Origin of the sequence: Pseudomonas sp. JS3066 (assembly GCF_036328175.1) — a bacterium.
Classification (GTDB): domain Bacteria; phylum Pseudomonadota; class Gammaproteobacteria; order Pseudomonadales; family Pseudomonadaceae; genus Metapseudomonas.
The window spans coordinates 5,502,334-5,528,067 of sequence record NZ_CP143312.1; the positions used below are offsets into that span (position 1 = coordinate 5,502,334).

The window sequence follows — 25,734 nt, forward strand, 5'->3', positions numbered from 1 at the left end:
ACATAACATTGTTCATTCTTTTCAAGAGCCTCCCGATGAATGCCATCGTCTTGCCGGATGTAGCCTCCGAAAGTGCCTCCCTCTCCCTCCCCCTGAACTGGGTCGGCATGTGCGGTATCGCCCAACCAATTTTGCTGGAAGGGCAGCGTATTACCGCCCGCGTCGATGCCGGGGTCAGCCTGGATGACGGCAGCGCCCGTGGCATCCATATGTCGCGTCTCTATCTGGCACTGGAGGAACTGGAGCAGGAGGAGGTCTCCGCTGAGCAGCTGCACCGGGTCCTGGATCGCTTCCTCGACAGCCACCGGGGCTTGTCCTCCAGTGCCAGCTTGCGGCTGCATGGGGAGGTTCTGTTGCAGCGTCCGGCCCTGGTGAGCCAACTAGCTGGCTGGAAGAGCTATCCCTTCGAAGTCTGTGCACGCCAGGATCCATGGGGGTTTCACGTGGAACTTCAATTGCAGTTGGCCTATTCCTCCACTTGCCCGTGCTCAGCAGCCCTGGCCCGACAATTGATCCAGCAGCGCTTCGCCGAAGATTTTTCCGGCCACGAACTGGACCCGGAACAGGTTCTTGCCTGGCTGGGGAGTAGTGAAGGAATCGTCGCAACGCCCCATAGCCAGCGCAGCAATGCCACGATCTGGCTGCGCCTGGGCGCTGAGGGAACCATGCCGCTTCGGCGCCTGGCCGACCTGGCGGAAGCCGCACTCGGCACAGCTGTACAGACCGCAGTCAGGCGCGCAGACGAACAGGCCTTCGCCCTGGCCAACGGCCAAAATCTGATGTTCTGCGAGGATGCCGCCAGGCGCCTGGGCAGCGCATTGCAACAGCAGGATTGGCAGGAGGGGTTCCGACTACGGGTCGTGCACGCAGAGAGCCTCCACGCGCACGACGCCGTCGCCGAATATGCCTGGCGCTATCCGGGGTAGAGGTCGGCGCGGCTCCAGGGCAACTCATGGGAGCCATTTGCATGGGGCTTGGTCACGAGGATCTGGTGCAGATTGATCCAACCTTTCTGGAAGGCATGGGAGCAACCCGCCAGATACAGCCGCCAGATACGCAGCGCCTGTTCGGGCACCAGCCTGGAGGCCTTGGCAAGATTGGCTTCCAGATTGGCGCTCCAGAGTTCGAGGGTCCGCGCGTAGTGCAGCCGCAGGCTTTCCACATCCACCACTTCCATTCCAGCCAGACTCAGCTCGGTCACCATGGTGGCCAGATGCGGCAGCTCACCATGGGGGAATACGTAGCGGTCGATGAATTCCCCGGCGCCGCGGCCGACTGGGCGACCGTCGGGATGCCGGGCGGTGATGCCATGGTTCATCACCAACCCGCCGTCGCGTACTGCGCCGAACAGGCGCTGGCAGTACACCGGCAGATTCGCATGACCTACGTGCTCGAACATACCGACGCTGACCACTTTGTCGAAGCGGCCATCCTGCGGCAGGTCGCGATAGTCCAGCAGTTCCAGCTCGACCTGGCCCTCAAGCCCCTCGGCCTTCACCCGCTCACGCGCCAGGGCCAGCTGTTCACGGCTCAGCGTGATGCCGAATACACGAACGCCATACTCGCGTGCGGCGAAGCGCGCCAGCCCACCCCAGCCACAGCCGACATCGAGCAGGTACTCGCCAGCCTTGAGGCGAAGCTTGCGGCAGAGGTGGTGTAGCTTGGCCAGCTGTGCAGTCCCGAGGTCCTCGGTGCCGGTGGGGAAATAGGCGCAGGAGTAAACCATCTCCCGATCGAGCCATAGAGCGTAAAAATCGTTGGACAGGTCGTAGTGGTAGGAAATGGCAGCGGCATCGGTGGCCTTGTCGTGGGACTGGCGCGCCGGCACCGACTCATCCTCCTTGCCGATCATCGCCTCGCTCAGTGCATCGCCGACGCGAATCACCTCCAGGATCGGCCCATCCAGCTCCAGACGTCCTTCCACATAGGCGGCTCCCAGAGTGTCGAGGCTGGGTCGCGCCAGCAAGGAGACCACGCTGGGATCCTTCACCCTCATGGTCACGGTGGGGTTGGGGCCAAGTTCGATCTCCTTGCCGTCCCAGAGCAGCACCCGCAGGGGTAATTTCAGATCGCGGATGACCGGCGGAAGTTGCGCAAGCATAGGAACTCCTCCTTCACCAAGAACACTGGAAAGGTAGACCAACCTATAAAGTTGTCAGGCTATCGAGTTGATAGTTTCTCTCGATAGCGCCGGCCGCAAGCACCTTCAATCCGGCATTCCGGCCCGCTCAGCAGGTTTGACCTCCTGAACACGGCAACGATTCAAGCGGCTTTGCATTGCATTCGTGATACCGCTTGGACATATGTTCCCACCCCCAAGCGGGAGGCTGAATCCTTCACCTATTGCCCAAAATAGAAACGGCGCCCAAGGGGCGCCGTCATTCAACCAGAAACCGCGTTACTCCACGGTTACCGATTTCGCCAGGTTGCGCGGCTGGTCAACGTCGGTGCCCTTGAGCACGGCGACATAGTAGGACAGCAGCTGCAGCGGGATGGTATAGAGGATCGGCGTCAGTACATCGTCGATGTGCGGCATGGCCACCACGTGAGTCCCCTCTCCATTGTCGATGCCGGCTTCGCCGTCGGCGAAGACGATCAGCTGGCCGCCCCGGGCTCGAACTTCCTGCAGGTTGGACTTGAGTTTCTCCACCAGCTCGTTGTTTGGGGCAACGGTGACCACCGGCATATCGCTGTCCACCAGCGCCAGCGGGCCATGCTTGAGCTCGCCGGCCGGATAGGCTTCAGCGTGGATGTAGGAGATTTCCTTGAGCTTCAGCGATCCCTCCATCGCCACCGGATACTGCGCGCCACGGCCAAGGAACAGCGTGTGGTGCTTCTCGGCGAACAGTTCGGCCACTTTCTCGATGGTCTTGTCCATTGCCAGGGCTTCGCCCAGGCGAGTCGGCAGGCGACGGAGTTCGTCCACCAGATGGGCTTCGACGCCAGTTTCCAGGGTACCGCGCACCTGGCCGAGCGACAGCGTCAGCAGCAACAGGCCAACCAGCTGGGTAGTGAAGGCCTTGGTAGAAGCGACACCGATTTCCGGACCTGCCTGGGTCAGCAGGGTCAGGTCGGATTCGCGCACCAGGGAACTGGTACCAACGTTACAGATGGCCAGGCTGGTCAGGTAACCCAGTTCCTTGGCATTGCGCAGGGCGGCCAAGGTATCGGCGGTTTCGCCGGACTGGGAAATGGTGACGAACAGGGTGTCCGGCTGGACCACTACCTTGCGGTAACGGAACTCGCTGGCCACTTCGATCTGGCAGGGGATACCGGCCAGGTCTTCTAGCCAGTAACGCGCGACCATGCCGGCGTGGTAGCTGGTGCCGCAGGCGACGATCTGCACATTGCGCACTTTGGCAAAGAGCTCAGCCGCACGCGGCCCGAATGCGTTCACCAGCACATGGTCAGCGCCGAGACGGCCTTCCATGGTGCGCTGGACGACCTTGGGCTGCTCATGGATTTCCTTGAGCATGAAGTGGCGGTACTCGCCCTTATCGGCAGCTTCGGCACCTTCGTGATACTGCACCTGCTCACGCTGCACGGCACGACCCTGCTCGTCCCAGATCTGCACGCTGTCACGGCGGATCTCGGCGATGTCGCCCTCTTCCAGGTAAATGAAACGGTCGGTGACCTGGCGCAGGGCCAATTGGTCGGAAGCTAGAAAGTTCTCGCCCAGACCCAGGCCGATCACCAACGGGCTGCCGCTGCGGGCGGCGAGCAGGCGGTCCGGCTGACTGGCGCTGATAACCGCCAGGCCATAGGCGCCATGCAGCTCCGGCACGGCGGCCTTGAGCGCATCGGCGAGGTCAGGGATGGTTTTCAGCTTGTGATTCAGCAGATGCACGATGACTTCGGTGTCGGTATCCGAGGTGAACACGTAGTCCAGCGCCTTGAGCTGCTCACGCAAGGCTTCGTAGTTCTCGATGATGCCGTTGTGGACAACCGCCAGCTGGTTGCCGGAGAAGTGCGGGTGAGCATTACGCTCGCTGGGGGCACCGTGAGTGGCCCAGCGGGTGTGGGCGATGCCCAGACGGCCAAGCAGGGGTTGTTCAGCGAGGGCTTGCTCCAGTTCAGACACCTTGCCTACTCGGCGGCGGCGATCCAGCGCACCGTCGTTGGTGTAGACCGCGACACCGGCGCTGTCATAGCCACGGTACTCAAGGCGCTTCAGGCCCTCGACCAGGATTGGGGTGATATTACGCTCGGCGATGGCGCCAACGATGCCACACATGACTGTTCTCCTATCTCAATCTAAGCGCGCGCAGATCAGCTTGACCCCACGCGCGGCTATCTGTTCGCGCGCTTCGGTAGAAAGGCGCTCATCGGTAATCAGGGTATGAATGCTGCTCCAGGGCAGCTCCAGGTTGGGTATGCGTCGGCCGACCTTGTCGGACTCGGCCATGACGATCACCTCGCGCGCCACCTCGGCCATGACCCGCGAGAGGCCTAGCAGTTCGTTGAAGGTGGAGGTACCGCGCTGCAGGTCTATACCGTCGGCGCCAATGAACAACTGATCGAAATCGTAGGAGCGCAAGACCTGCTCGGCTACCTGGCCCTGGAACGATTCGGAATGCGGGTCCCACGTGCCACCCGTCATCAGCAACACAGGTTCATGCTCCAGTTCGCGCAGGGCGTTGGCGACGTTGAGCGAGTTGGTCATCACGACCAGACCCGGCTTGTGCCCAAGCTCCGGGATCATGGCGGCAGTGGTGCTGCCGCTGTCGATGATGATGCGCGCGTGCTCGCGTATGCAGCCGACGGCCGCTCGGGCGATGGCTAGCTTGTAGGACGACACCGGCTGGTTGTTTTCGCCGATCAGTTCCTGCGGCATCGGCACGGCACCACCATAGCGACGCAGCAGCAAACCGTTCTTTTCGAGGGCGGTGAGGTCCTTGCGGATAGTCACTTCGGAAGTGGCGAAAGCCTTGGCCAACTCGTCGACACTCACCTCGCCCTGCTCGTCGAGCATTGCAAGGATCGCGTGGCGGCGCTGAGGCGTGTTGCGTTTCGTCATCTAAGAAGTTTCGTTTCGAAAGATAATGGCGCGAATCAGAACCTAACGAAGCTTTCGCGTCAACCCCGAAAACGACAAAAGGCGGCCTGGGCCGCCTTTTTGTTCGGGTCGTGAGCTATCCACAACCCTGGTTTTCCACAGACTACTTCTTGATCTTCACCGGACGCTTCCAGCCTTCGATATTGCGCTGTTTGGCGCGACCTACAGCCAGGGTGTTAGCCGGTACGTCCTGAGTGATGGTAGAGCCTGCACCGGTGGTGACGCCATCGCCCAAAGTGACCGGTGCAACCAGCGAGCTGTTGGAGCCGATGAACACATCCTCCCCCATGACAGTGCGGAACTTGTTGGCACCGTCGTAGTTACAGGTGATGGTGCCGGCACCGATGTTGGTGCGCGCGCCTATCTCGGCGTCGCCCAGGTAGGCCAGGTGACCGGCCTTGGCGCCCTCGCCCATCACGGCGTTTTTCAGCTCGACGAAGTTACCCACATGGGCCTTCGCGCCCAGCACCGCCCCCGGACGCAGACGCGCGAAGGGACCGCAATCGGCGCCCTCACCCAGTTCGGCGCCTTCCAGGTGGCTGTTGGCCTTGACCACTGCCCCACGACGCAGGGTGCTGTCCTTGATGACGCAGTTAGGGCCGATCTGCACACCGTCTTCGATCACCACACGGCCTTCGAGGATGACGTTCACGTCGATGAGCACATCGCGGCCTACTTTCACTTCGCCACGCACGTCGAAGCGGGCGGGGTCCAGTAGGGTCACGCCCTGCGCCATCAGGCGGCGGGCAGCGCGCTTCTGGAAATGGCGCTCGAGTTCAGACAGCTGGATGCGGTCATTGGCGCCCTGCACTTCCATTGCGTCATGGGGCTGCTCCGTGGCCACTACCAGGCCGTCCGCCACTGCCATTGCAATGACGTCAGTGAGGTAGTACTCGCCCTGGGCATTGTTGTTGGAGAGCCGTCCAAGCCAATCGGCCAGGCGCTTGCCAGGCACGGCGAGGATGCCTGTGTTGCCTTCGCAGATGGCGCGCTGCTCGGGGGTTGCATCCTTGTGCTCGACGATGGCCTTCACCACGCCCGCAGCATCACGGACGATGCGGCCGTAGCCGGTGGGATCGAGCAGGTCCACTGTGAGCAGGGCAAGCTGATCGTCCTTCACCTTCTCCAGCAGGCGCTGCAGCGTCTCCACCTCGATCAGCGGTACGTCGCCGTAAAGGATCAGCACTCGCTCGGCAGAAAGCTCCGGCAGGGCCTGGGCGACGGCATGGCCAGTGCCCAGTTGTTCGGCCTGCAAGACGAAATTCAGGTCGTCCGCGGCCAGTCGCTCGCGTACCGTTTCAGCACCGTGGCCAATCACCACATGGACGCCCTTGGGCTCGAGCTCGCGCGCGGTATCGATGACGTGACCGAGCATGGCCTTGCCGGCCACGGGATGCAGGACCTTGGGCAGGGTCGAACGCATGCGCGTGCCCTGGCCAGCGGCGAGGATGACTATATCGAGGGACATGGAGAGGATCACCGAATCAGGCTGGTAAGCGAAAACCGGAAAACCGGAAAAGAAAAAGGGTAGCCAAGGCTACCCTTTTACTTATCCACAATGAAGCCTTGGGCCTTAGCCGCCGAACTTCTTGCGGATCTGCTGGACGGTACGCAGTTGCGCTGCGGCCTCGGCCAGACGAGCGGAGGCGGCGGAGTAATCGAACTCCGCGCCCTTCTCGTGGAGGGCCTTCTCAGCAGCCTTGAGGGACTCCTGAGCAGCAGCTTCGTCCAGGTCGCCGGCGCGTAGCACGGTGTCGGCCAGGACCTTCACCATGTTGGGCTGGACCTCGAGGAAACCACCGGAGATGTAGTACACCTCCTCCTCACCACCCTGCTTGACCAGGCGGATCGGACCCGGCTTGAGGTCGGTGATCAGCGGGGCGTGACCCGGAGCGATACCCAGATCGCCCAGGTGGCCGTGCGCAATCACCATCTCCACCAGACCGGAGAAGATCTCCGCTTCGGCGCTGACGATATCGCAATGGACAGTAATAGCCATACGCTTGCCTCACGTAAGCGCCCGTTGCCGGGCGCTCAGGGGGTTACAGTTTCTTCGCTTTCTCGATGGCTTCTTCGATGCCGCCGACCATGTAGAACGCCTGCTCGGGCAGGTGGTCGTAGTCACCGTTGAGGATGCCTTTGAAGCCAGCGATGGTGTCTTTCAGCGACACGTACTTACCCGGGGAACCGGTGAAGACTTCGGCAACGAAGAACGGCTGGGACAGGAAGCGCTGGATCTTACGAGCACGGTTAACGAGCTGCTTGTCCGCTTCGGACAGTTCGTCCATACCCAGGATCGCGATGATGTCCTTCAGTTCCTTGTAACGCTGCAGAACGTACTGGACGCCACGAGCGGTCTCGTAGTGGTCCTGACCGATCACCAGCGGGTCCAGCTGGCGGGAGGTCGAGTCCAGCGGATCAACTGCCGGGTAAATACCCAGCGAGGCGATGTCACGGGACAGTACGACGGTGGCGTCCAGGTGGGCGAAGGTGGTCGCCGGGGACGGGTCGGTCAGGTCGTCCGCAGGAACGTATACGGCCTGAATGGAGGTGATCGAACCGGTCTTGGTGGAGGTGATGCGCTCTTGCAGAACGCCCATTTCCTCGGCCAGGGTCGGCTGGTAACCCACAGCGGACGGCATACGACCCAGCAGCGCGGATACTTCGGTACCGGCCAGGGTGTAACGGTAGATGTTGTCGACGAACAGCAGAACGTCGCGACCTTCGTCACGGAACTTCTCGGCCATGGTCAGACCGGTCAGTGCAACGCGCAGACGGTTGCCCGGCGGCTCGTTCATCTGGCCGTATACCAGGGCCACTTTGTCCAGAACGTTGGAATCCTTCATCTCGTGGTAGAAGTCGTTACCCTCACGAGTACGCTCACCCACGCCAGCGAACACGGAATAACCGCTGTGCTCGATCGCGATGTTACGGATCAGTTCCATCATGTTTACGGTCTTGCCTACACCGGCGCCACCGAACAGGCCGACCTTACCGCCTTTGGCGAAGGGGCAGACCAGGTCGATTACCTTGATGCCGGTTTCCAGCAGCTCGTTGCCACCCGCCTGCTCAGCGTAGGACGGAGCGTCGCGGTGGATAACCCAGCGCTCTTCTTCGCCGATGGGGCCGGCTTCGTCGATGGGGTTGCCCAGCACGTCCATGATGCGGCCCAGAGTTGCTTTACCAACCGGGACGGAGATGGCCTTGCCAGTGTTGGAAACGTCCAGGCCACGCTTGAGGCCTTCGGTCGAACCCATTGCGATGGAACGAACCACGCCGTCGCCCAGCTGCTGCTGAACTTCCAGGGTGGTTTCGACGCCGCTGACTTTCAGCGCGTCGTATACGTTCGGCACCTGATCACGCGGGAATTCCACGTCGATAACGGCGCCGATGATTTGAACGATACGTCCGCTACTCATATCTGGTTCCTCTAAATATATGAACCGGTCTTAAACCGCGGCAGCGCCGCCGACGATTTCCGAAATCTCTTGAGTGATCGCTGCCTGACGCGCCTTGTTGTAGATCAGCTGGAGGTTGCTGATCAGGTCACCGGCGTTGTCGGTGGCGTTCTTCATCGCGATCATCCGTGCCGCCTGCTCGCAGGCGTTGTTCTCTACCACGGCCTGATACACCTGGGATTCCACGTAGCGCACCAGAAGACCTTCGAGGATCTCCTTGGCATCGGGTTCGTAGAGGTAGTCCCAGTGATGCTTCAACTCTTGATCCGGGTCGGCCACCAGCGGAACCAGTTGGTCCACGGTCGGCTTCTGCGTCATGGTGTTGACGAACTTGTTGGAGACCACGAACAGGCGATCGATACGGCCATCCAGGTATGCATCGAGCATGACCTTGACGCTGCCGATCAGGTCGTTGATCGAGGGTTCCTCGCCGAGGTGGCTGATGGCTGCAACGACGTTGCCGCCGTAGTTGCGGAAGAAGGCCGCACCCTTGCCACCAATCACGCAGAGGTCGATCTCCACGCCGTCCTGACGGTAACCCGCCATGTCTTTGACCAGAGTCTTGAACAGGTTGATGTTCAAGCCGCCGCACAGACCACGGTCGCTGCTCACCACGACATAACCGACGCGCTTGACTTCACGCTCGATCATGAAGGGATGACGGTATTCCGGGTTCGCGTTGGCCAAATGACCGATCACCTGGCGGATGCGCTCCGCGTAGGGGCGGCTGGCAGCCATACGCAGTTGAGCCCTGCGCATCTTGCTGACCGCCACCTTTTCCATGGCGCTGGTGATCTTCTGCGTGCTTTTGATGCTCGCAATCTTGCTGCGAATCTCTTTTGCGCCTGCCATGTAACACCTATCGGGTTAGCAGGCGGGGGGCCTTTCGACCCCCCGCTGCGGCTTACCAGGTTTGGGTGGCCTTGAACTTCTCGATACCAGCCTTGATGCCGGCGTCGATTTCGTCGTTGAAGTCACCCTTCTCGTTGATCTTCGCCATCAGGGCGGCGTGATCACGGTTGAAGTAGGCGATCAAGGCTTGTTCGAAGGCGCCGATCTTGGCGAGCTCGATGTCCTGCAGGAAGCCACGCTCGGCGGCGTACAGGCTCAGCGACATGTCGGCGATGGACATGGGCGCGTACTGCTTCTGCTTCATCAGCTCGGTAACGCGCTGACCGTGCTCAAGTTGCTTGCGGGTAGCCTCGTCCAGGTCGGAAGCGAACTGCGCGAACGCAGCCAGTTCACGGTACTGGGCCAGGGCGGTACGGATACCACCGGAGAGCTTCTTGATGATCTTGGTCTGGGCCGCGCCACCAACACGGGATACCGAGATACCGGCGTTGACGGCCGGACGGATACCCGAGTTGAACAGTGCGGATTCCAGGAAGATCTGACCGTCGGTGATGGAGATCACGTTGGTCGGAACGAACGCGGAAACGTCACCAGCCTGGGTTTCGATGATCGGCAGGGCGGTCAGGGAACCAGTCTTGCCTTTCACAGCGCCGTTGGTGAACTTCTCGACGTACTCTTCGGAAACGCGGGAAGCACGCTCCAGCAGACGGCTGTGGAGATAGAACACGTCGCCCGGGTAAGCTTCGCGGCCCGGCGGACGGCGCAGCAGCAGGGAGATCTGGCGGTACGCTACGGCTTGCTTGGACAGGTCATCATAGATGATCAGTGCGTCTTCGCCGCGGTCGCGGAAGTACTCACCCATGGTGCAGCCGGAGTACGGAGCGATGTACTGCAGAGCAGGGGATTCGGAAGCACTGGCGGCCACGATGATGGTGTTGGCCAGGGCGCCGTTTTCTTCCAGCTTGCGAACTACGTTGGCGATGGTCGATTGCTTCTGACCGATAGCTACGTAGACGCAGCGGATGCCGCTGTCTTTCTGGTTGATGATGGCGTCGACGGCCAGGGCAGTCTTACCAATCTGACGGTCACCGATGATCAGCTCACGCTGGCCACGGCCGATCGGGATCATGGCGTCAACGGCCTTGTAACCGGTCTGTACCGGCTGGTCTACCGACTTACGCCAGATCACGCCCGGCGCTACTTTTTCCACCGCATCGGTGGCAGCAGCGTTGATCGGACCTTTGCCGTCGATCGGGTTGCCCAGGGCGTCAACGACGCGACCCAGCAGTTCCGGACCAACCGGGACTTCCAGGATGCGGCCGGTGCACTTGGCGCTCATACCTTCGGCCAGACCGAGGTATTTGCCCAGGATTACGGCACCAACGGAGTCTTGCTCCAGGTTCAGCGCCATACCGTAGATGCCGCCCGGGAACTCGATCATTTCACCGTACATCACATCGGCCAGGCCGTAGATGCGCACGATGCCGTCGGAAACGGAGACGATGGTGCCTTCGTTGCGGGCTTGGGAAGAGACGTCGAGTTTCTCGATACGTCCCTTGATGATTTCACTAATTTCGGAAGGATTGAGTTGCTGCATTGCTCTGCTGCCCCTTCAAACTCAAGATTTCAACGCTTCGGCCAGTTTCGCGATTTTGCCGCGAACCGAGCCATCGATAACCAGGTCGCCGGCGCGGATGACTACACCACCAATGAGGCTGGAGTCTTCCACGGCGTGCAGACGCACTTCCCGGCTGAGCCGTGCGCTGAGAACCTTGGCGAGTTTGTCTTGCTGTTCATCGCTCAATGCGAAGGCACTGGTTACTTCCACATCTACCGACTTTTCCTGCTCGGCCTTGTACAGCTCGAACTGTTCGGCGATTTCCGACAGCAGCACGAGGCGGCCATTCTCGGAAACGACATGGATGAAGTTCTGTGCCTGGGCATCGAACTTGTCGCCAACTACCTCAATGAAGGCATTGGCTTTCTCTGCGCTCGTCAGACGCGGGGCTTTGAGCACGCGCTGCATGGTGTCGTCCTGCGACACCGCAGCGGCCAGGCCTAGCATGGCCGACCAGGCGGCCAGCTGCTGATGGGCCTGGGCGTACTCGAAAGCAGCCTTGGCGTAAGGTCGGGCCAGCGTGGTCAGTTCTGCCATGATCGCCCTCGCTTAGATTTCGGCTGCTAGTTTGTTAACCAGCTCCGCGTGCGCGTTTTGATCGATAGTGGCACCCAGGATCTTCTCGGCACCATTGACGGCCAGGCTGCCCAGTTGGGCACGCAGGGCGTCTTTGACGCTGTTCAGTTCCTGTTCGATCTCAGCCTGAGCTTGCGCCTTCAGGCGCTCGCCTTCAGCACGTGCCTGATCGCGAGATTCGTCGACGATCTGGGTAGCGCGCTTTTTGGCTTGCTCGATGATTTCAGCTGCCTGAGCCTTGGCTTCGCGCAGTTGCTGACCCACTTTTTCATGGGCCAGCTCCAGGTCACGAGCCGCACGGTTGGCAGCGTCCAGACCATCAGCGATCTTCTTCTGACGTTCACGCAGAGCAGTGATGACCGGGGGCCACACGAACTTCATGCAGAACAGTACGAAGATGAAGAACGCAACGGACTGGCCGATCAGGGTTGCATTAATGTTCACGCCAACACCTCGCTCGTTCGTTGTCAGTCGAATCCTCGAAAATCGAGGATTACTGGGCTACCTGAGCAATGAACGGGTTAGCGAAGGTGAAGAACAGGGCGATACCAACGCCGATCATGGTTACGGCGTCGAGCAGACCGGCCACGATGAACATCTTAACTTGCAGCATCGGAACCATTTCCGGCTGGCGAGCAGCGCCTTCCAGGAACTTGCCACCCAGCAGACCGAAGCCAATGGCGGTACCCAGGGCACCCAGACCAATCAGCAGAGCTACGGCGATCGCGGTCAGACCTACTACAGTTTCCATTTTTCCTCCCGACTTTATGTCGTGTTGGTTAAGGTTTAAGTGAAGCGGTAAAGCGAAATCGTTTTGTTCCCACTGCCCTTGCGGGCTTTCCGGCCCGAAGCCGGAACCATCTCAAACAAACAGCGCATCCTCTCGCCTTTCGGGCACCTTCTTCCTTTTCGGAAGAAGGTCAGTTGATGCGCTGCGCGTTATTAATGGTTGTCCTCATGCGCCATCGACAGATAGACGATGGTCAGCATCATGAAGATGAAGGCCTGCAGGGTGATGATCAGGATGTGGAACACAGCCCACGCCCACTGCAGTGCGACACCCAGACCGCTCAGCAGCAGGATGCCTGCGCCGAACATCACGGCAATAAGGATGAACACCAACTCGCCGGCGTACATGTTGCCGAACAGACGCAGAGCCAGAGAGATGGGCTTGGCGATCAGGGTGACGAACTCGAGCAGGAAGTTGACCGGAATCAGCAGGATCTGAACGAAGATGTTCTTGCTGCTGAAGGGGTGCAGGGTCAGTTCGCCGAGGAAGCCGCCGATGCCTTTAACCTTGATGCTGTAGAAGATGATCAAGCCGAACACCGAGAAGGCCATGCCCAGCGTGGCATTCGGGTCGGTGGTCGGAACGGCACGGAACGGAATGTGCGAATCACCGGAGATGAGTACGGCCAGCATCGGGATCCAGTCCACCGGGATCAGGTCGATGGCGTTCATCAGGAAGATCCAGACGAAGATGGTCAGCGCCAGCGGGGCGATCAGTGGGTTGCGACCGTGGAAGGTGTCTTTGACGTTGGTGTCGACGAAGTCGACCATCACTTCGACGAGGTTCTGCAGGCCGCCGGGAATGCCGGAAGTGGCTTTCTTAGCCGCCATGCGGAAGAGGATTACGAACAGCAGGCCGAGGCCGATGGACCAGCCCAGGGTGTCCACGTGGAAAGCCCAGAAGCCCATTTCCTTGGCTTGCTCGGCGGTGTGGGCAAAGCCCCAATCGCCATTGGGCAGACGACCGAAGGTCAGGTTCTGCAGGTGGTGCTGGATATAGCCCGAAGCGGTTTGCTCTGCCATGTTTGCCTCAAACGCCCTAAGGTTTCGAAAGTCTTGTTCTCATCAGCAGGGGCGCGAACCAGCTGACCGACTGGGTCAGCAGGAAGACGCCGAAAACTGCCGGCGCATCCAGAGGTTTCACACCTGCAAACGTCAGTGCAAACAGCACTGCCGTCAGAATCAGCTTGCCCATTTCGCCCGCATAGAAAGAGCGGACTATCGCCTGGGCAGCACGGGCTCCGCTGTAACGGAACGCCTTGCGGGCGAAATACAGGTTCGGCACCCAGGCGACCAAGCCGCCGCACAAGCCAGAGTATCCAGCTACCGTGCCGCGCCACTGCCAGAGAACGACAGCAGCGAGCAGCAGGACGACCAGTTGCACCAGCAGCACCGGAAAGACCGGTACACGATGGAAAGGCAGGCGGTTTGGCGTGCGGATATCCATCGCAGCAGGTCCTCTGGAGTCGGCCGCTGGAATCAACGACTTGGCATACTTTGTGCCGACAAAATTGCGCGCAGAGTATAGGGGGGGAACCCCCCCCGTTCAACTGGCGGGTAGTGAAATCCGACCGCCGCTACAGCGCCAAATGTTTCAGCGGATGTGGGCCAGAACACCCTGTAGTTCATCGAGGGAGTTGTAGCGAATGACGAGTTGTCCTTTGCCTTTCTGACCGTGCTTGATCTGCACCGGAGCGCCCAACCGCTCAGCCAGGCGCTGTTCGAGCCTGCTGATATCGGGGTCGGCCTTGACCACTTCGACAGCTTTTTCCTTGCTGTTCATCCACTGCCGTACCAGTGCCTCGGTTTGGCGCACGGTGAGCCCGCGTGCGACAACATGTCGCGCCCCTTCCACCTGACGTTCCAGGGGAAGACCGAGCAGTGCACGGGCATGCCCCATTTCCAGATCGCCATGGGAAAGCAGGGTTTTGATCTCTTCCGGCAGGCCAATCAGGCGCAGCAGGTTGGTGATGGTCACGCGGGATTTGCCGACGGCTTCAGCGACCTGCTGCTGGGTAAGCTGGAACTCCTGCTGCAGGCGCTGTAAGGCGATGGCTTCCTCGATGGGATTGAGGTCCTCGCGCTGGATGTTCTCGATCAGTGCCATGGCGATGGCCGCTTCGTCCGGAACTTCGCGGACCATGGCCGGAATCTTGTCCAGACCAGCCTGCTGGCTAGCGCGCCAGCGACGTTCGCCGGCGATGATCTCGTAACGACCGGAACCGATCGGGCGCACCACGATAGGTTGCATGACGCCCTGGGCCCTGATCGATTGGGCCAGTTCTTCCAGGGCCGTAGGGTCCATGTCGCGGCGGGGCTGGTACTTGCCGCGCTGGATCAGGTCCAGAGGCAGGTGTTGCAGCTCGCGGGTATCGACCTGGACAGCTTCTTCTTCGAGTTTGGTGACGGTACTGCCGCCTAGCAGGGCGTCCAAGCCACGGCCCAGACCTCGTTTTTTCGCGGCCATGCGGATTCCTTATGCGGTAGCGGTTTTAGCATTGGCGCGCTGGCGGCGGACCAGTTCACCAGCCAGTGCGAGATAGGCGATGGCGCCACGGGATTGCTTGTCGTAGACCAAGGCCGGCATGCCGAAACTGGGAGCCTCAGCCAGGCGGACGTTACGTGGGATGACGGCATCGTAGAGCTTGTCGCCGAAATGCGCCTTGAGTTGCGCCGATACGTCGTTGGTCAGGCTGATGCGCGGGTCGTACATGGTACGCAACAGACCCTCGATCTTCAGATTCGGATTCAGCAAGTGGGCGATGCGCTGGATGCTGTTCACCAGGTCCGACAAGCCTTCGAGTGCGTAGTACTCGCACTGCATGGGAATGATCACGCCGTCGGAGGCAACCAAAGCGTTGATCGTCAGCATCGACAGCGAAGGCGGGCAGTCGATGAGGATGTAGTCGTAGTTCTCGCGAATCGGAGCCAATGCTTCGCGCAGCCGATGCTCCTTGCTCGGCATGTCCAGCAGGGCCACTTCTGCCGCGGTTAGGTCGCGGTTAGCCGGCAGCAGCTGATAGCCGCCGTGCTCGGAGTACTGCATGGCGGTAGCCAGGTCGCACTCCCCGGTCAGCACGTCGTAGACGGAATGCTCCAGGGCGAGCTTGTCGATGCCGCTGCCCATGGTCGCATTACCCTGGGGGTCGAGGTCGATCAGCAGCACGCGCCGCTTCGTGGCAACCAGCGAGGCGGCGAGGTTGACACAGGTGGTGGTCTTGCCGACCCCGCCTTTCTGATTGGCGATTGCGAATACCTTGGCCATGGCCACCTTCCCCCTCATAGCGTGCGGCGCAGTATCAGCAGATGGCGCTGACCTTGGCAACCGGGAACGTCCAGCTGATGCGCGGTCTCGACGTGGAAGTCGGACGGCAGTGCCTGGAGCTCGTCATCCGGGTGCAGTCCCTTCATGGCCAGCCAGCGTGTTTCGCCGTCGCCCAGATGCCGAGTCCAGTTGCTGAAATCCTCCAGCGAGCTGAATGCACGCGAAACGATCCCATCGAATGGCTGCTCCGGTGTGAAGGCCTCGACCCGGCTGTGGACAACTTCGAGATTGGTGAGTTTCAGCTCCAGCTTCACCTGGGTGAGGAAGCGTGTCTTCTTTCCGTTGGAATCGAGCAGAGTGAATTGCCGCTCAGGGAACAGGATGGCCAGCGGGATGCCGGGCATGCCTCCGCCGCTACCGACATCCAGCCAGTTATCCCCAAGCGTTGCCACATGTGGCACCACGCTGAGGCTATCGAGCAGATGACGCGAGACCATTTCATCGGGATCACGCACGGCAGTCAGGTTGTAGGCCTTGTTCCACTTGATCAGCAAGGCCAGATAGGCAAGGAGCCCTTTCTGTTTCTCCGGGGACAGCTCGACAGCAAGCTGCTTTGCGCCATGGGACAGCTCGTCAGCATGGCGTTGGGTAACCAGGGACATCAGGCGCTCTGCTCCAGCTGACGGCCAGCGCCGCGTTTCTTCAAGTGAATCAGCAACAGGGAAATTGCCGCCGGGGTGACACCGGGAATACGGCCTGCCTGGCCCAGGGTTTCCGGACGGGAGTTGCCAAGCTTGTGCTGGATCTCCTTGGACAGGCCAGAAATGCTCGCGTAGTCCAGGTCCTCGGGCAGGCGAATGTCTTCGCTTGCACGCAAGCGGGCGATCTCATCCTGCTGGCGGTCGATGTAGCCGGCGTACTTGGTCTTGATCTCGACCTGCTCGGCGACTTGCGGGTCTTCGGCACCACCGCCTGTGACTTCCACCAGGCCGGCGTAATCGATTTCCGGGCGACTCAGCAGGTTGAGCAGGTTGTACTCATGGGCCAGCGGCGTGCCGAAGCGCTGGGAAATCGCTTCGCCTTCCGGCGTTCCAGGGCGAACCCAGGTGCTCTTCAGGCGCTGTTCCTCGACGGCAATGCCCTCGCGCTTGGCTTCGAAGGCCGCCCAGCGCTTGTCATCGACCAATCCGAGTTCCCGCCCTTTCTCAGTCAGGCGCAGGTCCGCGTTGTCTTCCCGCAGGATCAGCCGGTACTCGGCGCGCGAAGTGAACATGCGGTAGGGCTCCTGGGTGCCCAGGGTAATCAGGTCGTCAACAAGCACGCCGATATACGCCTCGTCACGACGAGGGCACCAGGCTTCTTTGCCCTGGGCGCGCAGGGCAGCGTTGGCGCCAGCGAGCAAGCCCTGGGCGCCGGCTTCTTCGTAGCCGGTGGTGCCGTTGATCTGGCCCGCGAAGAACAGGCCGGAGATGACCTTGGTTTCCAGGCTGTACTTCAGGTCGCGCGGGTCGAAGTAGTCGTACTCGATGGCATAGCCGGGACGGACGATGTGGGCGTTCTCCATGCCACGGATGGAGCGCACGATCTCCAGCTGCACGTCGAACGGCAGTGAAGTGGATATGCCATTGGGATACAGCTCATGGGTCGTCAGGCCTTCCGGCTCGAGGAATACCTGGTGGCTGTCCTTGTCGGCGAAGCGATGGATCTTGTCTTCGATGGACGGGCAGTAGCGCGGACCGATGCCTTCGATCACGCCGGAGTACATCGGCGAGCGGTCGAGGTTGTTGGCGATGATCTCGTGGGTACGCGCGTTGGTGTGGGTGATCCAGCAACTTACCTGGCGTGGATGCTGTTCCTTCGAGCCAACGAAAGACATCACAGGAATGGGCGTATCGCCGGGCTGCTCGGTCATTACCGAGAAATCCACAGAGCGTCCGTCGATCCGCGGCGGGGTGCCGGTCTTCAGACGACCGACGCGCAGCGGCAGCTCACGAAGGCGCTGCGCCAGCGCTATGGACGGCGGATCGCCGGCACGGCCACCGGAATAGTTTTGCAGGCCGATGTGAATAAGTCCGCCGAGGAAGGTTCCGGTGGTCAGGACGACGGACTCTGCCAGGAAGCGCAGCCCCATTTGCGTCACTACGCCCTTCACCTGGTCGTTCTCGACGATCAGGTCATCGCAAGCCTGCTGGAATATCCACAGGTTCGACTGGTTCTCGAGTATCTCGCGAATGGCGGCCTTGTAGAGCACGCGGTCTGCCTGGGCACGGGTAGCACGTACGGCCGGCCCTTTGCGGCTGTTCAGGACTCGAAACTGGATTCCGCCCAGATCGGTGGCGGTCGCCATGGCGCCGCCAAGGGCGTCAATTTCCTTGACCAGGTGGCTCTTGCCGATACCGCCGATGGCCGGGTTGCAGCTCATCTGGCCGAGGGTTTCGACATTGTGGGTAAGCAGAAGGGTCTTCACGCCCATGCGTGCGGCTGCCAGGGCGGCCTCAGTGCCGGCATGGCCGCCACCGATCACGATCACGTCAAAACGGGAAGGGAAATCCACCGCGCACCTCGTGCCTGTTCAAGGCTGGGAAATAGAGAAAGCCGCACAGTATAGGGGAATTTGCCCATTCGCTTGAAGCCTTCTGGCCAAAAAATAGCCAGTCTGCCCTCGTGACGCTTTTTCAGGAAAGTTATCCATCTGTGGAAATGTCCTTGTGGGTAAAAGAAAACAAAAGAGGAGAATTTTTTAAAAAGCTTGTTCTTATGTTTATACCTTAGGGAAGCACATTTCTGTGGATAAGTATCTCTAGGCCATCAAGGTCGGGTATTCCAGGGAATGATAATCCTGTTACATTCCTGCCAGTAGCCGTTGTGTATGCCGTCAGAAAGCTGTGCACCTAATGCATGGTTATGCACAGGGGATTTATCCCTCTGGTTTTCACCAGGGTTATGGACTGGGTTATCGGTAACTTATCAACAGGGTTCAGGACCGCTATTTTTCAGCAGACAGGCAGCGACGGACCGCCCAAAAAGCGGGCAGTCGCGTCGTCTGTGGATAAAAAGGAAGGTGTTCGGCTTACTTGCCGATGCAGAAGCTGGAGAAGATACGGCCGAGGAGGTCGTCTGAGCTGAAGGCGCCAGTGATTTCGCCCAGGGCTTGCTGAGCCTGGCGCAGGTCTTCTGCCAGCAGTTCCCCGGCGCCTGCCAGGGTGAGCTGAGAGCGACCGTGTTCTAGGAAGGAGCCTGCAAGGCGGAGGGCTTCCAGATGACGACGGCGCGCGCTGAAGCTGCTCTCTGCGGTTTGTTGATAACCCATGCAGGCCTTCAGGTGTTCGCGCAGTAGTTCCAGGCCATCGCCGGATCGCGCGGAAAGGCTGATGGTGACATGACGATCCTCGCTGATTTCCAGGCCGATGGATTCGCCGCTAATGTCGGCCTTGTTGCGAATCAAGGTGACCCTGGCCGGGTCAGGCTTCTGATCCAGGAATTCAGGCCACAGGGCAAAGGGATCAGCAGCCTCGGGGGCTGTGGCGTCGACCACCAATAGCACGCGATCCGCTTCTCCAATGGCCTTGAGCGCGCGCTCTACGCCGATCTTTTCCACATGGTCGTCCGTGTCCCGCAGGCCGGCGGTATCCACCACGTGCAGCGGCATTCCATCGATGTGGATATGTTCGCGCAACACGTCGCGAGTAGTACCGGCGATGTCAGTGACAATGGCCGCTTCACGTCCCGCGAGGGCATTCAGCAGGCTCGATTTTCCGGCGTTGGGGCGCCCTGCGATCACCACGTTCATGCCGTCGCGCAGCAACGCCCCCTGTCCAGCTTCGCGAATGACTGTGGATAAGTTATCCCGCACGCCATCCAGTAGCCCAAGCACATGGCCATCGGCGAGGAAGTCGATCTCTTCCTCGGGGAAGTCGATCGCAGCCTCTACGTAGATACGCAGTTCGATCAGTTTCTCGGTGAGCGTATGCACGCGCCTGGAAAATTCGCCTTGCAGCGAGCGCAGCGCATTGCGCGCGGCTTGTTCTGAACTGGCTTCGATCAGATCAGCTATCGCTTCAGCCTGGGCCAGGTCTAGCTTGTCATTCAGGAAGGCGCGCTCGCTGAACTCGCCAGGGCGAGCCTGACGCGCACCGAGCTCCATGCAGCGGCGCAGCAACAGGTCCATCACAACTGGACCACCGTGGCCTTGCAGCTCGAAGACGTCTTCACCGGTAAAGGAGTTGGGACCCGGGAAGTAGAGAGCAATTCCCTGGTCGAGTGTTTGACCAGAGGCGTCGAGGAATGGGCCGTAATGGGCGAAGCGGGGCTTGGGTGCGCGGCCGCTGATAGCCTCGGCTATACGTGCGGCGTGTGGCCCGGAAACGCGGACGATACCTACGCCGCCCCGCCCCTGGGCGGTTGCGACGGCAGCAATGGTGTCACGGACAGGATTCATCTGTGGATACCCGAGGGTCTGCGGATTGCGGATAGCAAGACGCCCCCAGAGGGGGCGTCTTGTTCAAGCTGACTGGCGTCGCTGTCAGGCTGCTGCCTTCTTGCTGGCCGCCTCGATCTGCCGGGTAATGTACCACTGCTGTGCGATCGACAGGATGTTGTTGACCACCCAGTAAACCACCAGGCCTGCCGGGAAACACAGGAAGAAGAAGGTGAAGATGATCGGCATCAGCTTCAGTACCTTGGCCTGCATGGGATCCGGCGGAGTCGGGTTCAGCTGCTGCTGGATGAACATGGTCGCGCCCATGATTATCGGCAGGATGAAGAACGGGTCCTTGATCGACAGGTCGGTGATCCAGAACATCCACGGGGCTTGGCGCATTTCCACGCTTTCCAGCAGTACCCAGTAGAGGGCCAGGAAAACCGGCATCTGTACCAGGATTGGCAGGCAGCCGCCCAGCGGGTTGATCTTCTCCTTCTTGTACAGCTCCATCATCGCCTGGGACATCTTCTGGCGATCGTCACCGTGCTGCTCTTTCAGTGCCTGCAGCTTCGGCGATACAGCACGCATACGCGCCATGGATCTGTAGCTCGCGGCCGAGAGCGGGAAGAACGCGCCCTTGATCATGATGGTCAGGACGATGATCGACCAGCCCCAGTTGCCGAGCAGGCTGTGGATATGTTGCAGCAGCCAGAAGATCGGCTGGGCGATGAACCACAGGAAGCCGTAGTCGACGGTTAGTTCCAGGCCCGGGGAAAGTTGTTTCAGGTGGCTCTGGGTCTTAGGACCGGCGTACAGGGTTGCGGAAGTTTCGGCGGAAGCACCGGCCGGCACGTTCAACGCGGAGCCTACGAAGCCAACGATGTAGTTGCCCTTTGAATCCTTGCGGGTCTGGACGGTGCTGTTCTGGTCCTTGTCGGCGACCCAGGCGGTCACGAAGTAGTGCTGCAGCCAGGCTACCCAACCACCTTGGACACTTTCCTTGAAGGCCTGCTTGTCCATGTCCTTCATGGAGATCTTCTTGTACGGCTCGTCCGGGGTCCAGACGGCGGCGCCCAGGTAGGTGGACACGCCGGTTGCGGTGGTGGACGACGGATCAGCGCTGGCGTCACGTTTCAGCTGGGCGTACATGCTGCCGGTCCAGGGCTGGGCGCTCTGGTTGTCGATCTTGTACGACACCTGTAGCTCGTACTTGCCGCGGGTGAGGGTGAAGCGCTTGGTGTAGTTGACGCCGGCTTCGCTGAAGGTGAGGTCGACTACCAGTTGCTCCTGGCCTTCGGCCAGCGTGTAGCTGCGTTGAGTCGCGCTGTACAGCGGACGACCGTTGGCACGCGCGTCCGGGCCGTTGGCGCCGACGAGGCCGCTCTGTGCCTGGTACAGGCGTTCGCCACCGTTGTCGAACAACTGGAAGGGAACGTCCGGACGATCCTGGCGGCGTGGGTACTTAGGCAGGGTCAGCTGGACGATGTCACCGCCGTTCGGATCGATGGCTAGGTTGAGGACATCGGTTTCAACGCGGATCAGGTCGCTGCTGGGGGCAACCTGGGCGACTGCCGGCTCATTGCGTTCCGCGGTAGTGGCGGTCGGCACATCGTCGCTGGTCTTGGCGCTTGCGGTGTCGTCCGGGAGGGTCGCTTGCGCGGTGATCGCGCTGGTGCCTGTGGTCGGTAGGGCAGCTTGGCCGTAGTCCTGGTTCCACTGCAGAACCATCAAGTAGGACACGATTGCCAGGGCGACGATCAGGATCGAGCGTTGAATATCCATGATTACTCGGCCATCGAAGAGGATTGGGATGTGTTGGCGGGTGGCACCGGGTCATAGCCGCCCGGATTCCACGGATGACAGCGGCCCAGCCGACGCAGGGTCAGCCAGCCGCCACGCAGGACGCCATGCTGTTCGATGGCCTCCTGCGCGTAGCAGGAACAACTGGGATAGAAACGACAGTGATTGGCCATCAGCGGGCTGATGGCGTAGCGGTAGAACTGGATCGGAGCGAGGGCCAGTTTACGCATGGGGACTGTCGGACACCCCTGATCCGGTCGATGGTTCAGGGCGAGTCCGGCTGCGCGCCAGGCGCTTCCAGAGTTTGCCGAACTGATGTCTCAGCTCAGGATTCTCCAGTTCGCCAATGCCTTTACGCGCCACGATCACGATGTCCCAGCCGACCAACAACTCGAGGTTGTGACGGAAGGATTCGCGTATCTGGCGTTTCAGGCGATTGCGCTCAACGGAGAGCTTTACGCTCTTCTTACCGATCACCAGACCCAAACGGGGATGATCAAGACCGTTATCACGCGCGAGGAGCAGGACGTGCTTGCCGGGAACCTTCCCGGTGGGTGAGTCGAAGACTGCCTTGAATTGTCGGGGAACCAGCAGACGCTTTTCCCGACCGAAGCCCTGACTCACCACCCGTTCCGGATAATCAGACGGTCAGGCGCTTGCGGCCCTTGGCGCGACGACGCGACAGGACTTGGCGGCCGTTCTTGGTGGCCATGCGGGCACGGAAACCGTGGGTGCGAGCGCGCTTGATGGTGCTGGGTTGGAAAGTGCGTTTCATGATGCTTTACCTGGTGGTCACTACGGGCCGGAAGTGGCCCCCGTTTAAAGAGACCGGCAATTCTAGTGAAACGCTGCGTGCAGGTCAATTTCCAACCAGTACCGTCGAGCAAAAGAATATAGAAGGAAGGAAGAATTAAGAAAGCTTGGTTGTGTTTTTAGAAACTGTAGAGCGGCTTTCCTGTGGAAAACCTTGCGGACGGCCCATTCTGCCTGTTGATGAGCAGGCTAACAACCTTGTCGAAAAGACGTGTCCTGGCTGTGTGGTTGTCGTGTAGAAGCTGGGGATCGAATGACCTTTTACCCACAGGGTGGTTGTGCAACGAGTTTTCCCCAGACTCAGAAGCCGGGTTAAACCATGGTTATCCACAAGATTCATGCCAAGCGGATGGCAATTTCGGCTGGTGAATAACATCTTGATTTTATTCAACCATTCGCCCTCTTTCATGTGGATAACTCCTCGGGCGGTCGCTACAATGACGGCTGTTTTTTGCGTCCGGCACTTTTCCGACTTGGGGGATATCCGTGTCAGTGGAACTTTGGCAGCAGTGCGTGGAACTCCTGCGCGATGAGCTGCCTGCCCAGCAATTCAACACCTGGATCCGCCCGTTACAGGTTGAAGCCGATGGAGACGAACTGCGCGTCTACGCGCCGAACCGGTTCGTGCTCGATTGGGTCAATGAAAAGTACATGGGCCGGCTTCTCGAGTTGCTCGGCGAACGAGGCAACGGTCTGGCGCCTGCCCTTTCCTTATTAATAGGCAGCAAACGCAGCCCGGCTCCCCGGAAGGCCCCTCCGCCTCCGCCGCCGGTCATGGCTCCGCCGCCCCCCGCTCCTGTGGCGCCACCGCAGATGCGTATCGAGACTGTGGAAGAATCCCGCGACAATTTCGATCCGTTGGCTTCGGTTGTGCCCGCGCCAGCGATTCGCACCGAACGTTCCGTACAGGTTGAAGGTGCGCTTAAGCACACCAGCTACCTGAACCGTACCTTCACCTTCGAAAACTTCGTCGAGGGTAAGTCGAACCAGTTGGCTCGTGCCGCTGCCTGGCAGGTCGCGGACAACCCGAAGCACGGCTACAACCCCCTGTTCCTCTATGGCGGTGTCGGCCTCGGTAAGACGCACTTGATGCACGCTGTGGGTAACCACCTGCTGAAGAAGAATCCGAATGCCAAGGTGGTTTACCTGCATTCCGAGCGCTTCGTGGCGGATATGGTGAAGGCGCTGCAGCTGAATGCGATCAACGAATTCAAACGCTTCTACCGTTCGGTGGACGCGCTACTGATCGACGACATCCAGTTCTTTGCCCGCAAAGAGCGTTCGCAGGAGGAGTTTTTCCACACCTTCAACGCATTGCTGGAGGGCGGACAACAGGTGATTCTCACCAGCGATCGATATCCCAAGGAAATCGAGGGGCTGGAAGAGCGTCTCAAGTCGCGCTTTGGTTGGGGATTGACTGTCGCCGTCGAGCCGCCAGAGCTGGAAACGCGGGTGGCGATCCTGATGAAGAAGGCCGAGCAGGCCAAGGTCGATCTGCCGCATGACGCCGCATTCTTCATCGCGCAGCGCATCCGTTCCAATGTGCGTGAGCTGGAGGGGGCGTTGAAGCGTGTGATCGCGCATGCCCACTTCATGGGACGTGACATCACCATCGAACTGATCCGCGAGTCGCTCAAGGACCTGCTGGCCCTTCAGGACAAGCTGGTCAGCATCGACAACATCCAGCGCACCGTAGTCGAGTACTACAAGATCAAGATGTCCGACATGCTCTCCAAGCGCCGTTCGCGCTCGGTGGCTCGGCCGCGTCAGGTTGCCATGGCACTCTCCAAGGAATTGACTAATCACAGCCTGCCGGAAATCGGCGACGCATTCGGCGGAAGAGACCACACCACGGTGCTTCATGCCTGTCGTAAGATTGCGCAATTAAGGGAATCCGACGCGGATATCCGCGAGGATTACAAGAATCTGCTGCGTACATTGACCACCTGACCGCAGCCCAAGAGGCAAGGGACTAGACCATGCATTTCACAATTCAACGCGAAGCCCTGTTGAAACCCCTGCAACTGGTCGCCGGCGTCGTCGAGCGCCGCCAGACCTTGCCGGTCCTCTCCAACGTACTGCTGGTAGTCGAAGGCCAGCAGCTGTCGTTGACCGGCACAGACCTCGAGGTCGAGCTGGTTGGGCGCGTTGCCCTGGAGGAACCGGCTGAGCCAGGTGAAATCACCGTACCGGCACGCAAGCTGATGGATATCTGCAAAAGCCTGCCGAGCGATGCGCTGATCGATATTCGCGTCGATGAGCAGAAACTGTTGATCAAGGCGGGTCGCAGTCGCTTCACGCTGTCCACACTGCCGGCGAACGATTTCCCTACCGTGGAAGAAGGTCCTGGCTCGCTGAACTTCAGCCTTGTGCAGGGCAAGCTGCGTCGTCTGATCGAGCGCACCAGCTTTGCCATGGCGCAGCAGGATGTACGCTACTACCTGAACGGCATGTTGTTGGAAGTGAATGCCGGTGTTCTGCGTGCTGTCGCTACCGACGGTCACCGTCTGGCCATGTGCGCGATGAACGCGGGGATCGAGGGTGTCGAACGCCATCAGGTGATTGTGCCGCGCAAGGGCATCCTGGAGCTGGCGCGTCTGCTAACCGAACAGGATGGCGAGGTTCGCATCGTCCTTGGTCAGCATCATATTCGCGCCACTACCGGTGAGTTCACCTTCACCTCCAAGTTGGTCGACGGCAAGTTCCCGGATTACGAACGCGTACTGCCGCGCGGTGGTGACAAGCTGGTCGTTGGCGATCGCCAGGCGCTGCGCGAAGCCTTCAGTCGTACTGCGATCCTTTCCAACGAGAAGTATCGTGGTATTCGTCTGACCCTGGCTGCTGGGCTGCTGAAGATTCAGGCCAACAACCCGGAGCAGGAAGAAGCCGAGGAAGAGGTTGCCGTGGAGTACGGCGGCAGCAATCTGGAAATTGGTTTCAACGTCAGTTACCTCCTGGATGTTCTGGGTGTCATGTCTACCGAGCAGGTTCGCCTGATTCTCTCGGATGCCAATAGTAGCGCCCTGGTACAGGAAGCCGACAACGATGAATCCTCCTACGTCGTAATGCCGATGCGTCTGTAACGAC

At 60.2% G+C, this 25,734-nt stretch carries 26 protein-coding genes; 3 read left to right on the forward strand and 23 right to left on the reverse strand.

Annotated elements, in window-relative coordinates; translation table 11 throughout:
- Positions 1-35 precede the first annotated feature (35 nt).
- Positions 36-926, forward strand: coding sequence for a GTP cyclohydrolase FolE2 (gene folE2, locus SA496_RS25820; protein WP_330114686.1), 891 nt, complete (start codon positions 36-38; stop codon positions 924-926).
- Here the strand turns inward: folE2 and cfaB are convergent.
- The 23 genes from cfaB to SA496_RS25935 all read right to left on the reverse strand — a co-directional run bounded on the left by cfaB (position 914) and on the right by SA496_RS25935 (position 23,056).
- Positions 914-2,101: a C17 cyclopropane fatty acid synthase CfaB gene (cfaB, locus tag SA496_RS25825; protein WP_330114687.1), complete on the reverse strand. Its 1,188-nt coding sequence runs from the start codon at positions 2,099-2,101 to the stop codon at positions 914-916. The genes folE2 and cfaB overlap by 13 nt on opposite strands.
- Before the next feature lie 297 nt (positions 2,102-2,398).
- Positions 2,399-4,234: a glutamine--fructose-6-phosphate transaminase (isomerizing) gene (gene glmS, locus SA496_RS25830; protein WP_120653850.1), complete on the reverse strand. Its 1,836-nt coding sequence runs from the start codon at positions 4,232-4,234 to the stop codon at positions 2,399-2,401.
- 15 nt (positions 4,235-4,249) lie between these two features.
- Complete coding sequence (locus SA496_RS25835; RefSeq protein ID WP_330114688.1) at positions 4,250-5,017, reverse strand: DeoR/GlpR family DNA-binding transcription regulator; 768 nt, start codon at positions 5,015-5,017, stop codon at positions 4,250-4,252.
- Positions 5,018-5,159: 142 nt separating this feature from the next.
- Positions 5,160-6,524, reverse strand: coding sequence for a bifunctional UDP-N-acetylglucosamine diphosphorylase/glucosamine-1-phosphate N-acetyltransferase GlmU (glmU, locus tag SA496_RS25840; protein WP_120653848.1), 1,365 nt, complete (start codon positions 6,522-6,524; stop codon positions 5,160-5,162).
- Between the two features lie 105 nt (positions 6,525-6,629).
- A complete protein-coding gene (locus SA496_RS25845; RefSeq protein ID WP_120653847.1) occupies positions 6,630-7,055 on the reverse strand; it encodes a F0F1 ATP synthase subunit epsilon in 426 nt (141 codons plus the stop codon).
- A 43-nt stretch (positions 7,056-7,098) separates the two neighbouring features.
- The gene (gene atpD / locus SA496_RS25850; RefSeq protein ID WP_028626997.1) at positions 7,099-8,475 is read right to left on the reverse strand and encodes a F0F1 ATP synthase subunit beta; all 1,377 of its coding nucleotides are present in this window, start codon (positions 8,473-8,475) and stop codon (positions 7,099-7,101) included.
- Between the two features lie 30 nt (positions 8,476-8,505).
- The gene (atpG, locus tag SA496_RS25855) at positions 8,506-9,366 is read right to left on the reverse strand and encodes a F0F1 ATP synthase subunit gamma (protein WP_120653846.1); all 861 of its coding nucleotides are present in this window, start codon (positions 9,364-9,366) and stop codon (positions 8,506-8,508) included.
- 52 nt (positions 9,367-9,418) lie between these two features.
- Entirely contained in the window at positions 9,419-10,963 is a 1,545-nt protein-coding gene (atpA, locus tag SA496_RS25860; protein ID WP_120653845.1) for a F0F1 ATP synthase subunit alpha, read from the reverse strand.
- A gap of 21 nt (positions 10,964-10,984) precedes the next feature.
- Entirely contained in the window at positions 10,985-11,521 is a 537-nt protein-coding gene (locus tag SA496_RS25865) for a F0F1 ATP synthase subunit delta (protein WP_120653844.1), read from the reverse strand.
- Between the two features lie 12 nt (positions 11,522-11,533).
- Positions 11,534-12,004, reverse strand: coding sequence for a F0F1 ATP synthase subunit B (locus SA496_RS25870; RefSeq protein WP_077527493.1), 471 nt, complete (start codon positions 12,002-12,004; stop codon positions 11,534-11,536).
- A gap of 49 nt (positions 12,005-12,053) precedes the next feature.
- The gene (gene atpE, locus SA496_RS25875; protein ID WP_003457994.1) at positions 12,054-12,311 is read right to left on the reverse strand and encodes a F0F1 ATP synthase subunit C; all 258 of its coding nucleotides are present in this window, start codon (positions 12,309-12,311) and stop codon (positions 12,054-12,056) included.
- Positions 12,312-12,502: 191 nt separating this feature from the next.
- On the reverse strand, positions 12,503-13,372 hold the full coding sequence (gene atpB / locus SA496_RS25880; RefSeq protein ID WP_120653843.1) for a F0F1 ATP synthase subunit A: 870 nt from the start codon (positions 13,370-13,372) through the stop codon (positions 12,503-12,505).
- A 16-nt stretch (positions 13,373-13,388) separates the two neighbouring features.
- The gene (locus tag SA496_RS25885) at positions 13,389-13,796 is read right to left on the reverse strand and encodes a F0F1 ATP synthase subunit I (RefSeq protein WP_120653842.1); all 408 of its coding nucleotides are present in this window, start codon (positions 13,794-13,796) and stop codon (positions 13,389-13,391) included.
- Between the two features lie 147 nt (positions 13,797-13,943).
- Positions 13,944-14,816 (reverse strand): ParB/RepB/Spo0J family partition protein, encoded by an 873-nt coding sequence (locus tag SA496_RS25890; RefSeq protein WP_120653841.1) that lies wholly within the window; start codon positions 14,814-14,816, stop codon positions 13,944-13,946.
- A 9-nt stretch (positions 14,817-14,825) separates the two neighbouring features.
- On the reverse strand, positions 14,826-15,614 hold the full coding sequence (locus SA496_RS25895; RefSeq protein WP_120653840.1) for a ParA family protein: 789 nt from the start codon (positions 15,612-15,614) through the stop codon (positions 14,826-14,828).
- 14 nt (positions 15,615-15,628) lie between these two features.
- Complete coding sequence (gene rsmG / locus SA496_RS25900) at positions 15,629-16,276, reverse strand: 16S rRNA (guanine(527)-N(7))-methyltransferase RsmG (protein ID WP_120653839.1); 648 nt, start codon at positions 16,274-16,276, stop codon at positions 15,629-15,631.
- Positions 16,276-18,168 (reverse strand): tRNA uridine-5-carboxymethylaminomethyl(34) synthesis enzyme MnmG, encoded by a 1,893-nt coding sequence (gene mnmG, locus SA496_RS25905; protein WP_280359830.1) that lies wholly within the window; start codon positions 18,166-18,168, stop codon positions 16,276-16,278. The genes rsmG and mnmG overlap by 1 nt, the downstream gene beginning before the upstream one ends.
- A gap of 516 nt (positions 18,169-18,684) precedes the next feature.
- On the reverse strand, positions 18,685-20,052 hold the full coding sequence (gene mnmE / locus SA496_RS25910; protein ID WP_120653837.1) for a tRNA uridine-5-carboxymethylaminomethyl(34) synthesis GTPase MnmE: 1,368 nt from the start codon (positions 20,050-20,052) through the stop codon (positions 18,685-18,687).
- A gap of 84 nt (positions 20,053-20,136) precedes the next feature.
- Positions 20,137-21,816: a membrane protein insertase YidC gene (gene yidC, locus SA496_RS25915; RefSeq protein ID WP_330114689.1), complete on the reverse strand. Its 1,680-nt coding sequence runs from the start codon at positions 21,814-21,816 to the stop codon at positions 20,137-20,139.
- 2 nt (positions 21,817-21,818) lie between these two features.
- Positions 21,819-22,064 carry a membrane protein insertion efficiency factor YidD gene (gene yidD / locus SA496_RS25920; protein WP_120653835.1) on the reverse strand — a complete coding sequence of 82 codons (246 nt, stop codon included), beginning with the start codon at positions 22,062-22,064 and terminating at the stop codon, positions 21,819-21,821.
- Positions 22,057-22,461, reverse strand: coding sequence for a ribonuclease P protein component (gene rnpA, locus SA496_RS25925; protein WP_120653834.1), 405 nt, complete (start codon positions 22,459-22,461; stop codon positions 22,057-22,059). The genes yidD and rnpA overlap by 8 nt, the downstream gene beginning before the upstream one ends.
- 13 nt (positions 22,462-22,474) lie before the next feature.
- Positions 22,475-22,609, reverse strand: a complete 135-nt coding sequence (gene rpmH, locus SA496_RS25930) for a 50S ribosomal protein L34 (RefSeq protein WP_003290924.1) — start codon at positions 22,607-22,609, stop codon at positions 22,475-22,477.
- Between the two features lie 135 nt (positions 22,610-22,744).
- Positions 22,745-23,056: a hypothetical protein gene (locus SA496_RS25935; protein ID WP_330114690.1), complete on the reverse strand. Its 312-nt coding sequence runs from the start codon at positions 23,054-23,056 to the stop codon at positions 22,745-22,747.
- A 77-nt stretch (positions 23,057-23,133) separates the two neighbouring features.
- Between SA496_RS25935 and dnaA the strand changes: the two genes are divergently transcribed.
- Together dnaA and dnaN are read left to right on the forward strand one after the other, a co-directional pair.
- The gene (dnaA, locus tag SA496_RS25940; protein ID WP_330114691.1) at positions 23,134-24,597 is read left to right on the forward strand and encodes a chromosomal replication initiator protein DnaA; all 1,464 of its coding nucleotides are present in this window, start codon (positions 23,134-23,136) and stop codon (positions 24,595-24,597) included.
- Between the two features lie 29 nt (positions 24,598-24,626).
- Positions 24,627-25,730: a DNA polymerase III subunit beta gene (gene dnaN / locus SA496_RS25945; protein ID WP_330114692.1), complete on the forward strand. Its 1,104-nt coding sequence runs from the start codon at positions 24,627-24,629 to the stop codon at positions 25,728-25,730.
- Positions 25,731-25,734: the final 4 nt, after the last annotated feature.

Excerpts from the sequence above, each read along its gene's own strand:
- folE2 (WP_330114686.1), top strand. The coding sequence starts at position 36 with ATGAATGCCATCGTCTTGCCGGATGTAGCCTCCGAAAGTGCCTCCCTC.
- cfaB (WP_330114687.1), bottom strand. The coding sequence starts at position 2,101 with ATGCTTGCGCAACTTCCGCCGGTCATCCGCGATCTGAAATTACCCCTG.
- glmS (WP_120653850.1), bottom strand. The coding sequence starts at position 4,234 with ATGTGTGGCATCGTTGGCGCCATCGCCGAGCGTAATATCACCCCAATC.
- SA496_RS25835 (WP_330114688.1), bottom strand. The coding sequence starts at position 5,017 with ATGACGAAACGCAACACGCCTCAGCGCCGCCACGCGATCCTTGCAATG.
- glmU (WP_120653848.1), bottom strand. The coding sequence starts at position 6,524 with ATGTCCCTCGATATAGTCATCCTCGCCGCTGGCCAGGGCACGCGCATG.
- SA496_RS25845 (WP_120653847.1), bottom strand. The coding sequence starts at position 7,055 with ATGGCTATTACTGTCCATTGCGATATCGTCAGCGCCGAAGCGGAGATC.
- atpD (WP_028626997.1), bottom strand. The coding sequence starts at position 8,475 with ATGAGTAGCGGACGTATCGTTCAAATCATCGGCGCCGTTATCGACGTG.
- atpG (WP_120653846.1), bottom strand. The coding sequence starts at position 9,366 with ATGGCAGGCGCAAAAGAGATTCGCAGCAAGATTGCGAGCATCAAAAGC.
- atpA (WP_120653845.1), bottom strand. The coding sequence starts at position 10,963 with ATGCAGCAACTCAATCCTTCCGAAATTAGTGAAATCATCAAGGGACGT.
- SA496_RS25865 (WP_120653844.1), bottom strand. The coding sequence starts at position 11,521 with ATGGCAGAACTGACCACGCTGGCCCGACCTTACGCCAAGGCTGCTTTC.
- atpE (WP_003457994.1), bottom strand. The coding sequence starts at position 12,311 with ATGGAAACTGTAGTAGGTCTGACCGCGATCGCCGTAGCTCTGCTGATT.
- atpB (WP_120653843.1), bottom strand. The coding sequence starts at position 13,372 with ATGGCAGAGCAAACCGCTTCGGGCTATATCCAGCACCACCTGCAGAAC.
- SA496_RS25885 (WP_120653842.1), bottom strand. The coding sequence starts at position 13,796 with ATGGATATCCGCACGCCAAACCGCCTGCCTTTCCATCGTGTACCGGTC.
- SA496_RS25890 (WP_120653841.1), bottom strand. The coding sequence starts at position 14,816 with ATGGCCGCGAAAAAACGAGGTCTGGGCCGTGGCTTGGACGCCCTGCTA.
- SA496_RS25895 (WP_120653840.1), bottom strand. The coding sequence starts at position 15,614 with ATGGCCAAGGTATTCGCAATCGCCAATCAGAAAGGCGGGGTCGGCAAG.
- rsmG (WP_120653839.1), bottom strand. The coding sequence starts at position 16,276 with ATGTCCCTGGTTACCCAACGCCATGCTGACGAGCTGTCCCATGGCGCA.
- mnmE (WP_120653837.1), bottom strand. The coding sequence starts at position 20,052 with ATGAATCCTGTCCGTGACACCATTGCTGCCGTCGCAACCGCCCAGGGG.
- yidC (WP_330114689.1), bottom strand. The coding sequence starts at position 21,816 with ATGGATATTCAACGCTCGATCCTGATCGTCGCCCTGGCAATCGTGTCC.
- yidD (WP_120653835.1), bottom strand. The coding sequence starts at position 22,064 with ATGCGTAAACTGGCCCTCGCTCCGATCCAGTTCTACCGCTACGCCATC.
- rpmH (WP_003290924.1), bottom strand. The coding sequence starts at position 22,609 with ATGAAACGCACTTTCCAACCCAGCACCATCAAGCGCGCTCGCACCCAC.
- SA496_RS25935 (WP_330114690.1), bottom strand. The coding sequence starts at position 23,056 with ATGAAAGAGGGCGAATGGTTGAATAAAATCAAGATGTTATTCACCAGC.
- dnaN (WP_330114692.1), top strand. The coding sequence starts at position 24,627 with ATGCATTTCACAATTCAACGCGAAGCCCTGTTGAAACCCCTGCAACTG.